The 12,426-nt window shown below is 31.3% G+C and carries 9 protein-coding genes and 2 pseudogenes; 10 read left to right on the top strand and 1 reads right to left on the bottom strand.

Features of this window, described 5'->3' with window-relative positions:
* Positions 1 to 1,039: 1,039 nt before the first annotated feature.
* From ACJ9PY_RS15650 to ACJ9PY_RS15620, 7 genes and pseudogenes are all read left to right on the top strand, one after another.
* Positions 1,040 to 1,216 (top strand): annotated as a pseudogene (locus ACJ9PY_RS15650) (YHYH domain-containing protein); the annotation flags it as partial.
* 282 nt (positions 1,217 to 1,498) lie between these two features.
* Positions 1,499 to 1,909, top strand: coding sequence for a hypothetical protein (locus ACJ9PY_RS15645; RefSeq protein WP_411738529.1), 411 nt, complete (start codon positions 1,499 to 1,501; stop codon positions 1,907 to 1,909).
* A gap of 620 nt (positions 1,910 to 2,529) precedes the next feature.
* The gene (locus ACJ9PY_RS15640) at positions 2,530 to 3,330 is read left to right on the top strand and encodes an AAA family ATPase (protein ID WP_411738528.1); all 801 of its coding nucleotides are present in this window, start codon (positions 2,530 to 2,532) and stop codon (positions 3,328 to 3,330) included.
* 27 nt (positions 3,331 to 3,357) lie between these two features.
* Positions 3,358 to 3,468: pseudogene (locus ACJ9PY_RS15635) on the top strand (AAA family ATPase); the annotation flags it as partial.
* Positions 3,469 to 3,507: 39 nt separating this feature from the next.
* Positions 3,508 to 4,233 carry a TOPRIM nucleotidyl transferase/hydrolase domain-containing protein gene (locus tag ACJ9PY_RS15630; RefSeq protein WP_411738527.1) on the top strand — a complete coding sequence of 242 codons (726 nt, stop codon included), beginning with the start codon at positions 3,508 to 3,510 and terminating at the stop codon, positions 4,231 to 4,233.
* Between the two features lie 199 nt (positions 4,234 to 4,432).
* Complete coding sequence (locus tag ACJ9PY_RS15625; RefSeq protein WP_411738526.1) at positions 4,433 to 4,567, top strand: hypothetical protein; 135 nt, start codon at positions 4,433 to 4,435, stop codon at positions 4,565 to 4,567.
* 179 nt (positions 4,568 to 4,746) lie between these two features.
* Positions 4,747 to 8,295, top strand: a complete 3,549-nt coding sequence (locus tag ACJ9PY_RS15620) for an SIR2 family NAD-dependent protein deacylase (protein ID WP_411738525.1) — start codon at positions 4,747 to 4,749, stop codon at positions 8,293 to 8,295.
* Positions 8,296 to 8,460: 165 nt separating this feature from the next.
* Here the strand turns inward: ACJ9PY_RS15620 and ACJ9PY_RS15615 are convergent, their stop codons facing one another.
* Positions 8,461 to 9,120, bottom strand: coding sequence for a FadR/GntR family transcriptional regulator (locus ACJ9PY_RS15615; RefSeq protein ID WP_411738524.1), 660 nt, complete (start codon positions 9,118 to 9,120; stop codon positions 8,461 to 8,463).
* 306 nt (positions 9,121 to 9,426) lie between these two features.
* Between ACJ9PY_RS15615 and ACJ9PY_RS15610 the strand changes: the two genes are divergently transcribed.
* The 3 genes from ACJ9PY_RS15610 to ACJ9PY_RS15600 all read left to right on the top strand — a co-directional run bounded on the left by ACJ9PY_RS15610 (position 9,427) and on the right by ACJ9PY_RS15600 (position 12,279).
* Positions 9,427 to 10,137, top strand: a complete 711-nt coding sequence (locus ACJ9PY_RS15610) for a FadR/GntR family transcriptional regulator (RefSeq protein ID WP_249598205.1) — start codon at positions 9,427 to 9,429, stop codon at positions 10,135 to 10,137.
* Between the two features lie 464 nt (positions 10,138 to 10,601).
* Positions 10,602 to 11,516 (top strand): fumarylacetoacetate hydrolase family protein, encoded by a 915-nt coding sequence (locus ACJ9PY_RS15605; protein WP_249598204.1) that lies wholly within the window; start codon positions 10,602 to 10,604, stop codon positions 11,514 to 11,516.
* On the top strand, positions 11,494 to 12,279 hold the full coding sequence (locus tag ACJ9PY_RS15600; RefSeq protein WP_249598203.1) for an SDR family oxidoreductase: 786 nt from the start codon (positions 11,494 to 11,496) through the stop codon (positions 12,277 to 12,279). Before ACJ9PY_RS15605 ends, ACJ9PY_RS15600 begins: the two co-directional genes overlap by 23 nt.
* The last annotated feature ends 147 nt before the right edge of the window (positions 12,280 to 12,426 follow it).

The raw sequence follows: 12,426 nt of genomic DNA, 5'->3' as shown, positions 1-12,426 counted from the left end.
TGGAATGGATCTAGCCTATTGTTTATGAGAACTAAACTTTACATCATCAAAAATAGAAAAGAGAGGATTTGTGCATCAATAATTGGTTGCTTCGGCAACCTTTATAAATAAAAGAATCCATTTTAGTCAATCTTTTTTCAAAATGGATTGTGGTCCATATTTAACTGTGTTGTAATCCAACTAGGTTATTGTTGTTTCTTTTCTAATATCTGCTTAATGGAAATCCAATTTATTAGCTTTTTTATTAATATTAAAAAATTTTAAATTCTACATCTAAACAGTGAAAAGCTAGGGAGGGCATTTGTAACATCGCACTTGTTACTTTTATTTATACTCCGATTCTAAAAAATTGTGGTGACCATCCATTAGTATTTTTTTGCATATTAATCTGCCTATATTTTTAGAAGGTTTTTATCAACTGACTGAAAACCTCACTCTTCACCGAAGGTAAGCAATCATTTCATGCTTTCTACTATCAGTCCGGTAAAAACGAAGTCATATCTAGCCGATTGTGATAATTAAGGTATAATGATAGGGGAAAGATATTTTGTAACGGATTAGGTGAAGATGATCATGAAGCTAATCATTTTATGTGGATAATAGCGTCCAAACAAAATCTCAAATTAAAAAAAGAGCTGGAATTCCTTATTTAGTAAGGGATTGGAGACTAAATAAATGATTGACTTTTTAAAGAGAAAAGTCTAAGCGAAATTTAAGTTTTGGGTGATAAGTGGATGAACGATTTGAGTGAGAATTTAGAGCTTAAGATCAACTGACTAGCTGAAGTTCGAAGCTGCCTTTAAGGCAGCTTTTTTTTCTTCAACTATCGGGGAAAGATAGTTGAAGAACGAATACAATTTTAATACTAATAGTATTTAGTTAGATAAACTAATGACGGGTGATAATTTGATTGAGGAAAAAACAATTACATAAAAAGTTATCAATAAACAGACGGAACTTTTTAGTAAATTTTCCCTATCGGTAAGAGGCCCTCAATGATAAAATAGAACTATTAACTCAAACAATAGGGGCGACTGTAATGAGTAAAAGAATTTTCTACATATTTATGATTCTATGGATGGTGTCGGCTAATACTACTTTTGCCCATCCAGGGAATACGGATTCGAGCGGGGGTCATACGTGTCGAACCAATTGTGAAGATTGGGGATTAAATTACGGAGAGTATCATTATCATGATTCGACTCCCGCATCTTCTGTGAGTGATTATGAAGATGGATATGACCGAGGTTACGAACTAGCATATAGTTACACTTCCCAGTGTGAAGAAGAATATGAGCGGTGGTGGGAAGGACCGCAAGAGTTTGGAGATGGATACGAGCAAGGGATAGATGATGGGCACCAAGAGGGCTTATTGGTTTGCTATGAAGACAGCTATCAAGCCGGTTAAGATCAAGGATATTCAGACTACATAGATAATTATGGATATAATGCTGAATCGGATGAACTATATGACTCTACTTCATATGAAAAAGGATATGTGGATGGATGGGCACAGGCGGAAAGTGAAGTTTATAGTGAGGAAGTGGAAGCAGTATCTTATGAGTCATCAGATGACTCTTCTATGGATTCAAATGAAGATGTAGAATCAGAGGAAGAACTACCTGATATAGACCAAGAGTCGCTATATGATGATGGGTATGATGAAGGGTTCATAGCAGCAGAAGAAGATTATCTTTACAATGATTTCAACAGTGATATAAGTGAAAAAGAATTGGAAGGGTATAAGAAGGGGTATTTTGCTGGTTATATTGAGGGTGGAGGGGGAACCTTTGATGAAAACATTTACTATTATTCATTTCAAAAGTACCTCCCTGCTACGATTTTAATAGGAACGGTCATTTTTTCGGGTCTGATATGGTTCATTTTAAAAAGAAGACGGAATAAATAAGCTTATAATACTTCAGATGAGGTAAAAAAGCCAAGCGAAGAGAAAATAAGTTGGATAATCAGTGGTGTTATAGTAACTTCGATTGTCAGTTTCTTTTTTATTGGCAGTATGGGTGGTTCAAAACCTGTGGATTCAGAAGAGTCTGACAATCCTTATTCCTATACGCATTGATCATGACTGTGATGATTTTGATACACAGGAAGATACACAATTGTTTTACGAGGCAAATAGGGGACCAGAGGAAGCCCTCATGATTTGGATCGTGATAATGATGGAATGCTTTTTGATTGGAATCCTTGAGATATTGATATTGATTAGATGTTGTTAATAAGAGTATTGTTTCCTTATTAAACGGAACAGGTGCGTTAACTTAAGATCGGAGCTGTTTTTTAGGCAGCTTTTTCTTCATTCAACTTCTGGCCAGATTATGGAGTTTAGATTTGAAAAATAAATAGATAAATCACCCTATAAAGTAAAAATAAGCTAATATTGTTAGAACAAGTTATTAGTGAATTGCATAAAGAGATTTGCCAACTATCAAATTAATAGTATTACGGAAGGTGCATAAAATATATATTGAGAATTTAATTTTCAAATACATAATTGAAGGGTTGTTTAAAATGAAAATATTAAAAATGAAATTGGGAAACTATAAAAGTATAGAGAACTCTGGATTGTTAGATTTAAACAGTAGGATTAACATCTTTGCTGGAAAAAATAACACAGGAAAAACAGCTTTAATTGAGGCACTGTATTATGCATCAAATGCGGTGTTACAAGATAGTTTACCTAATGCATTGAGTAATATATCATATTTAGAATTTGAAATAACTGTTGATGATACCGAAATAAATATTCTTAATAGAGGTATGCAACCTGGATATTTTATTAGTGAAGCAAACAAATTCAGAATAAATATGTCTTTTGTAAATTTAGAGTATTCATGTATAAATAAAGTTGAAGTTTTTAATGAAAATCGCTATCTCCCTCTTTATACGAATCAAAGTGAAAAGGAACCGAATCCAAGTTATCTTTTTAACAGTATACAGGGTGGCGGTACAACATTTGCTGGAAGACCTGAAGCTATTAATAATATTATATATCTCTTAAAGAACAGATTAGTTTTTGTGAGTGGCGCTAGATACGTCCCGAAAGAGGAAAGTACTCATGTTCAAAATAGTTTAAATATCGATGGAAACAATCTAAATACATTTTTGTTTACTCTACATAATAATGATGAAAGAGCTTTTGATCAAATATTACATGTATTTAAAAAAATATTTAATGATATTACTTCTATTAGTACACCTATAAATGAAGGAAATGTTACATCTATTAGTTTATATTTTGAAGGTAATCCCCAGCCGATTCCGTTGTCCAGTTGTGGAAGTGGATTTACTCATGTACTAATAATATTATGAGTTCTATTCACAAAGGAAAGCCGCGTAGTTTTATATGATGAACCACATGTTTTTTTACATCCTTCAGCAGAAAAAGCAATATATGATCTTATATCTGAAACAAAAAATAATCAATATTTGTTAACAACTCATTCACCATTGCTAATTAATTACCCATTTTCTAAAAATATTTTTCTTGTGCAAAAGGAAAAGGGTAGAAGTAATTACTCACAACTAGGAAATATACAGGAAATACTATCTGACATTGGACTGAATAATAGTGATTTTGCGTTGGCCGATAGAGTAATATTTGTTGAAGGAGATACCGAAGAGGCAGTAATCCCTTTAATTTTAAGTCACTTTGGAATGAAGCAGATTGGATATAACTATAGAATTTTAAAAATGAATGGTACAGGAAATGATTTCAGCAAAAAGACAGCTATGGCAAGAAATAAAGAGAAGTTAGATTTAGTTTTAGGAGGGATATTTAATAGCCCTATTCCTTACAAAATTTTAATAGATTCTGATGAGAAAACTGAACAAAAGATTCTCGAAATAAAAGAAAAATATGGAGATAATGTAGTAATCCTTGAAAGAAGAGAAATTGAAAATTATTTTCTGGATTGCTATGAAGAACTGTCTATAGTTATAAATACCGATACTGGTAACGAGACTAGTGATGGAGCTAATGTTGAGGATTTATTAAGTGATATCCTATCTGATCATGAAGATAAGAAATTATTTCCTATAAAAGTAACTAATCCCTTGAAAAATGCAATTGGTAGTGAAGTATTGGAAAGATTATTTGCTAAGTATGATTTAACATATAACAAAGTAATTCATGGTACACAAATAACAAAATTGTTATTACAAAAACAACCAGATAAACTGAAATTTTTATTTACTGAACTAGGTGATTATTAAGTTTCTAATAACTGTTAATAAATAAAACTATTTCTAAATAAAGGTCCTTTAGTTGATTGTATACTAAAATTTAAATAATTTTATCTTCAGCAATCGGGCGCAATTTTTTTAAAAAACTAACAGTTGCTTTACTTAAATAAGGGAGGTTGCTACGGCAATCTTTTTCTTAAGGAACTAACGGGGCAGGATAATTTAATAAATGAAAAAATGGAGTGACTATTTGAAAAACATCAAAGAAATTTTTGATAAATATCTTTTTGGGAGTGTAATGATTATTTCAGGAATTTTATTACAGGTTATTACTCACGGAAAACCATTTAAAGTAGTTGGTTGAAAATTAAATAGTCATAGCTTATTCATTTGTTTCCTTTGAAATTATCCTTAATATTTAAGGCATTTCATAAACGTTTGCTTAATATAAAACCTAGACTAAGGTGCGATTCTTATTTAATTACAGAGCAGAAACTTATATAAAAGATTACAGAGAATATGAATTATGGAGGTATATGAAAGTTGCATAATGATATTGGTAAGTTCTTTCAAGAAAAATTAACAATGTACTCACATCTTAGAGTTATTAGAGATAACCTTTGGGCAAAAGATGGAAAGAGCCGCGTCTCTGTAATGGTTGGAGCTGGCTTCAGTTTAAATGCTAAAAAAATTGAAGATAGTTTTTCAGGAATGGCTCTTTGGAATGACTTGAAAGGTCGATTAGTTAAAAACCTCAGCCACCATTCGGATATTAAATATAAAGATGTCCTTGAAATTGGACAATTATATGTTAATGAATATGGGAGAGCAAGTTTAGATGAAATTTTAAAAGAAGCTATTCCAGATGATAACTATGAACCAGATAAATTGCATTATGAATTGTTAAACCTTCCTTGGGCCGATATTTTCACTACTAATTATGATACTTTATTAGAGCGTGCAAAAAGAAATATATATGAACGAAATTATCAAGTTGTATATGATGTCAATGACATTCCTCGTTCTCCTGCACCGAGAATTATAAAACTGCATGGTAGTTTCCCATCGAATAGACCCTTTATCTTTACTAAAAAAGATTATGATAGTTACCCAGAGAAATTTAGTCCGTTTGTTAATATGGTACAACAATCAATTATGGAAACAACTTTTGTTTTATTAGGGTTCTCGGGCGATGATCCTAACTTCGAAAGATGGACTACTTGGGTACGAAATAATTTAGGGGAACAGATGCCTAAAATTTATATGATTGGATATGGGCAAAAAAAACGTCAAGGAGAACTGAACTCAAAAGGCATTACATTAATTGATTTCCAAGACGTCTATTCATCTGTTGAGAATCCTTATAAAGCAATGTTTACGGATTTATTTGAGTTTTTGTTGTATAAAAATAGAGAAGAAAAAACAAAATGGCCGCATCGTAGTTATAGAAAATATAATTTGAGTTTAGAAGATATAAAGTATAATAGAGAAACTTTTCCTGGTTGGGTAGTAATGCCAGATGAGATTAGACGTTCTAATGCAGAATATATTCGACGTTTTGCGAGTAAAAAGATAAAAGAAATAACTTCTCTTAATAATGTAGAGGATTTAGAGTGTGTAAATGAGTTATTATGGTGCTTTGAAAAGTTTTATATTCCTTTAGATTATACAATGCATCAAAAATTAAAAAATTTGATAAATGAGACAAGAGATGATTTAAGAAATAATAATATAATGGTCTTATTTTCTTTGATACAAGAAGCTAGACTAGATTGTAACAAAGAAGAGTTCAAAAAATATAAGTCTTTGCTAGCTAAACTATCCCTTGATAGATTGCAAAAGCACAAATTTATTTATGAACAAATATTATTTAACTTGGCTCTTAATAACATTAGTGAAGTTGAAAAATATTTAGATGAGTGGCAAGTTGGAGAGAAAGAAATAGAGTGGGGAATAAAAAAGGCATCTATTCTTAAAAAAATATGTAGAGAAGGAGAGGCCAAAGTTATTCTTGAAGAATATCTTCAAACAATTAGAGGGTTATTAGCTATTCAAACAGATGAATATCGATTACTTTCTTTAGAGAGTATAGCTCTACATAATCTGAAAATGATTAATAATCAATCAGATTACGGTTATGACAGGTTAAGAACGTTAAATTTGAAAAATTGTAATTCGCATAAAGAATTTAATCACTCACTAATTTCTGTGAAAAAATATGAAAATACAATAGGTACTAGAGAGATTCCAGGGTTTGATCCAGGAAAAGGTAAAATCTCGTCGAGTATGGGAGATTATTTCAAACAAGAACTTTTAGATTCGTATGCTGTCTTGCAAATAGAAGAGTGGTTCGGACTTTCAGTAAATGATAGTACACAATATGACCTGACCTTAAAAAATTTGGCAATGGAATATCCGTTGTATTCTCAAATAAAACGAATACATTATGTTACTGTAAAAAAAATCGATGAAATTTTTTCAAGAGAGTTTGTTTATAATTTAGATAATTATAATTTAGAAATTCTTGTAGAGATGCTAGAAATTACGATTGAACAAGAATCTAAATCTATTATTGAAGTTAACGTGGCATTAGAAATACTCTCACGCATTTATTTTGCTTTACCAATAAAAATAAAACAAGATATAGACTTGAAGATTATTAAATTTATAAATGATAAGAAGAAATATGAATTTAAAGATAATAACGTTTTATTCTGCTTAATTGAAAGAATTGTTTTCGACAAAGATAGTAAGGAACTAAAGTTATTCTCTGAGCAATTAATAGAGTCAAATATAAGAAGTCAATTAAAAATGGATAAAATTCTTGATAAGAACGAATTTTTTGAGCCATTACTTGTTGTATTTGCCGAACGAAGAAATATATCTAATTTAAAGGTTTCAGAAAATAAAATTTTAGAAATGATTAACTATTTAATTAAAGATGACGATCAAAGCAAAAAAGAAAGTGCACTAATTAGATTGTCCTTCCTTGAAGAAACAAATAGTCTCTCTGAAAATCAAAGAAATAAATTTATATCGTCGCTTAAAAAGTTGCCACAAAATAGTGATCAAGGTTTAAGTGATTTTATTTTCAATTCAGTTTTTGATAGAATTATTTATTCAAGTCCTGAAGTAAGTGAAGAAGGAATAGAGTTCTTTTTATCTAAAGAAATCCCTACTTTTTATAATTATGTAGAAGAATATAAAGGGAAAGCCTTTTCAAATACTAATGCCATTGATGATTATTTCAATGAACTATGTGGAGTATTTCCAGATTATATAGGTAGAAAAATAAAAAATGTACCTAGTGGTGAGTTTTTTAAACAATGGCTTAGTAAATTTTATAAATGGTGGGATAATCAAGAGGAAGGATTGCTAAGGGATATAAATGAAAAATCTCCTTTTTTGCCCTTACCAGACTATTTGAAAAAAGTTGTGATTTTTCTAAAGAATAATATCTTAGGCGTTATACCTGTTAATTCCCTAAGAGAAGAAGATATAGTAGAGTTACAACAGATCTTTGAGAAAATAGATAATTATAGACCAGATCTAACATTATATTTAGTTCCTTGTTTAGAGAGACTAAATATCCAAGTAGGATACTCTCTAGCAGATATTCTAAAATGTTTAACGTCAAAAGAGATTAATAAAGTTAAAGCTGCAGCAAATATTCTTTATGATTATTTAGTTTTTATTGAACATAAGGATTTAATGAAGGATAGTGAACTAATTAAAAGGGAACTGTTTAGTATGATGCATTTTGGTTCAGATGATATTTTTAAAGTAGCTGTAGATACTTTGCGTTATTGTATGAAAAATATACCAAACATTTTCACTGAAAGTGATTGCATATCATTAACCTATTTCGTAAATGAATTTCTAAAATCGATTAAAAATGAAAACTTAACTATTGCTACTATAAAAGATTTTGAAATAATTTCAAGTGTTTCAGGTTTAGTTGCTTACGCATATAAAAATCAAAATTTAATTTCAAAAGAGTGTTTAATCGAGTGGAGAGAATATATTAATAATCATCGTTTACCGGAAGTTAGACAATTCAGAGATTTTTTCAATACCAGGGTCGTTTTATAAAAGGAATGCGGGAAATAAATCAGGAGATTATTGAATACGTTTCAAAGCAAGTAGGAGTTCCCTCTTCGGAATGAGAAGAGGGGGACTTCTCTTTATGAAAAAGTGCATTATAGCCTTATAATCTCTTGTTTTGCTTAAATAAAGGTTATTCTTATTACCTTGATATTAGATTTGAGGGTTCGTTTTATCCAACTTGGATAATTCATGAAATAATTCCTTTAATCTTGTCTCATTTCTTTCTAAATAACAGTCTAAAAAGACATTAAATTGTATGTTCAAATTAAGGGTGCAAAAATAATCATTTTCTTCTAATACGTTATAATTATTTAACCATAAGGAAAGGAAAAATTGATTTTGCAAACCGGTAGCAATGTATTCTATCCATTTTGGAAAGTCAGACCAGAAATCACCTGTAAATTTAAGATTCGATGTGTTCTCAATTAGTTCCTTATTTGATAAACCAAGAGAGAGGGATAGTGAGACAATCTCCTTGGAACACATAATAAATATCTCATAGTAATTTTGTAGATTTGTGTGGTCCAGCTGTTGTTTTATTAATTGTGATGGAATCAAAAATGGAGGTGGATTAGCTACAAATGTTCCTTCTCCCTGTCTTGAATCGAGGTATCCTAAAAGTTCAAGACTTCGAATACCTTCTCTGATTGATGAACGACTGACCCCTAATAATTCACTTAAATTTCTTTCGGTAGGAATTTTGGCCCCCTCAGATAGTTCCTCGGATTCAATATATTCAACAAGCTGACTTATAACCTGTTGATACATTTTGGGGGGCTGTTGAACTTTATAATTTCTATCTTTTTTCACTTATTAAACCTCCTGGATATTAGATAATTATCATCTGAATGAATATTAATAATTAATCGCTGACTAAACAAGTTACGATTCATTTTTGTAGATTTAATCAATTAAATTAAATAGGGTGAAATACAGAGTATTTTTACGAAGGTTCTATAAAAACCTAATTTAATTATAAATCCCAACATATAACAATTACACTTTGGCTGTTATTAAATTATATATGATTATATAGTATAATAATTATTAGTTATAAATGATACTTTAAAATGGTGTAAGCATATTAACTTTAGAAGGTATAAAGAGGTGACAAGGTTGGTCCTTAAAAATATTAAGAAAAAAAATTTATATGAAGAGATTATCTCTGAAATTATTCAATATATTCATGAAGAAAATTTGAAACCGGGTGATAAGCTCCCTACTGAAAATGAATTTGTAGAAATATTTCAGGTAAGTAAAACAGCTATTAGAGAGGCGCTTAGTGTTCTTGTAGCTAAAGGGATTATAGAAAAGCGTTCAGGTGTTGGCAGTATATTGAAAGGGATAAATGGTAGTACTTTTGTTGAACCCATCACCCAGAAGCTTATGATGGAAGAACAAACGCTAAAAGAAATTCTTGAGTTCCGTAGGGGAGTTGAAGTAGAGTCTGCTGCCCTAGCAGCCCAAAGGGCTACTAAAGAGCAACTAGAAGCAATTGAAAATGCCCACTTAGAATTGATTGAAGTGAATCGTAATGGAGGAATTGGGATAGAAGAAGATTATCGCTTTCATTCTTTAATTATTATTTCCTCTGGAAACTCTATCTATGAAACCATATTTGATATGATTTCTCCAACATTTTTAGAAGCATTAAAAGTCAGTAAGAATCAATCCAAGCGATTATCAAAATCATATTTAGAAGAGGCTCACCAAGAACATGAACGGATTCTTAACGCCTTGAAGAAAAGGGATGCAGTAGTAGCTCGATTAGCTATGCTTGATCATCTCGAAAAAAACGAAATTAAAATTTGGAACAATGAGCTATAAGTTTTTGAATTGATATTAGAAGGTATTACATTATTGCGATGGTTTACTTAAAAATAGGTAAGACCACTATATTTTCTTTTTTTCATAAAGTATTATTTGATTTTTCATTTCGTATAGAAACAAGCATAAGACTTGCTTTGTAGTTCTAAAACGTTTTTTAGTATGCAACCATAAATGAAATTATTTTTAAAATCAGCCAAGGCAAAAAAACTGCTTGGCTTCTTTTTTATGTCTTTTAAGTTACTTAAAGTAATATTTTCTTCTATATTTTAGAAAGAATAACCCTTGCTATATATAATTAATCTCTAAACTTCATCAATAATAATCGTTGATTCAAAAGATTTATAAAAAATAAAATACTTTACAAATTCAAATTGTCTTTATATTATAAAAACAGATAAATTAATATGGTCTGACCATATTAATTATCAAATACTGCTAAAATTAAAAGGAGGAATTTTTTTATGAGATTAGCAACAATTCACCGTAACGGAGAAGAAATGGCGGGGCTTGTAGTTCATGATGGAATTTTGTTGATAGAAGATTTAAATACTAAATGTAATCAGGAATGGTCAACAGACTTATTTGAAATGATTTCTTCTAGCCAATTAGATGGAATGAAAAAATGGTATTACTCAGAAGGTAAAGAAAAAGTTGCAGAACTAGGAGACATTCTCATTCCTTTTCAAGAAGTAGAGTATGCACCTCTATATCGTCATCCGAGAAAAATTTGGGGAATTGGATTGAATTATGTAGAGCATGCAGCTGATTTAAACGAAAAAGCACCGAATACAGAACCTGCTAGCTTTCTAAAACCGGATACTACCATTATTGGTCCCAATGATACGATCAAAATTCCTTTGCAATCTGAGAGAACAACAGCAGAAGCAGAGCTTGGAATTGTTATTGGAAAGGAATGTAAGGATGTGTCTGAAGAAGATGCCCCTAATGTAATTGCTGGTTTTACTACCATAATTGATATGACAGCAGAAGATATTTTACAGAGAAATCCTAGATATTTGACTCGATCGAAAAGTTTCGATACATTTTTCAGTTTTGGTCCTCACCTGGTTACACCTGAAGAAGTTGAAGAAGTAGTAAATTTAAATGTTTCTACCGTTATTAACGGAGGGGTTCACCGGAAAAACATTGTTTCAAACATGTCTTTTCTTCCTTGGCATTTAATATCTTTCCACTCTAAGGTTATGAAATTATTACCTGGTGATATCATCTCTACTGGTACTCCAGGTGCTGTCGTAATACGTGATGGAGACATCGTAGAATGTCATATTGATGGGTTTGAAAAACTGGTTAATCATGTAAAAGATTTAAAACTTAAAGGGGAGGTAACTACGCATGGAATTGAATCTTACAAATAAAGTTGCCCTTGTTGTTGCATCAAGCCAAGGACTCGGAAAGGCTATTGCAACACAACTAGTCAAGGAAGGCGTAAATGTCATGCTAACAAGCCGGGACAGCGTAAAATTAAAAGAATTACAGCGTGAACTTCACTCTTTGGGTAAAGGAAGGGTTGAATATTGTCAGGCTGATATTACAAATGTAGATGATATCCGTATGTTAGTTAGGAAAACGGCTGAGACATTTGATGGAATCGATATTTTAATCAATAACGCAGGGGGACCTCCTAGTGGTAAGTTTGAACAATTCTCCGATGAAGATTGGGTAAAGGCATTTGAATTAAATTTGTTAAGCTATATCCGTTTAATTCGTGAAGCTTTACCACATCTCAAGAAACAAGGAGGACGCATTATCAACCTAGCTTCTTCATCAATTAAGCAACCTATACCGGGACTTATACTATCTAATACCTTTCGGTTAGGAATTGTAGGATTAACTAAAACTCTTGCTGAGGAATTAGCTCCATTTAACATACTGATTAACACGGTTGCACCGGGTAGAATTGCAACAGACAGAGTAGCATTCCTGGATCAACTCAAAGCAGATAAGCTCGGGATTACACGTGAAGAAGTGGCAAAAGCATCTCAAGAAACGATCCTGCTGAAGCGTTATGGAACTCCAGAAGAGTTTGCCAATGTGGTGACATTCTTGGTATCAGATGCAAGCACATATATGACAGGAAGTTCCTTCTTAGTTGATGGGGGTATGTTAAAGTCCATCTAAGAATAACAAAGGATTTGTCAGTTTCGTACTAAATGGTTAGGGCGCAATTCTTATAAACAAAACCATATTTTTTAGGTTGAAAACAGAATGTCAGCCAGAAGTTAAAATTAAAAGCAAAGAAATTAAATTACCGGAAATACTTCGAGA

The organism is Peribacillus sp. S4, assembly GCF_046715815.1.
GTDB lineage: Bacteria > Bacillota > Bacilli > Bacillales > DSM-1321 > Peribacillus > Peribacillus frigoritolerans.
Note: the sequence above shows the minus strand (reverse complement) of the source record. Positions and strands in the feature narration are given on the sequence as shown.

What these genes read in the sequence shown, in the direction of transcription:
- ACJ9PY_RS15605 (WP_249598204.1), top strand. Translation starts at nt 10,602, where the DNA reads ATGAGATTAGCAACAATTCACCGTAACGGAGAAGAAATGGCGGGGCTT.
- ACJ9PY_RS15625 (WP_411738526.1), top strand. Translation starts at nt 4,433, where the DNA reads ATGAAAAAATGGAGTGACTATTTGAAAAACATCAAAGAAATTTTTGAT.
- ACJ9PY_RS15640 (WP_411738528.1), top strand. Translation starts at nt 2,530, where the DNA reads ATGAAAATATTAAAAATGAAATTGGGAAACTATAAAAGTATAGAGAAC.
- ACJ9PY_RS15600 (WP_249598203.1), top strand. Translation starts at nt 11,494, where the DNA reads ATGGAATTGAATCTTACAAATAAAGTTGCCCTTGTTGTTGCATCAAGC.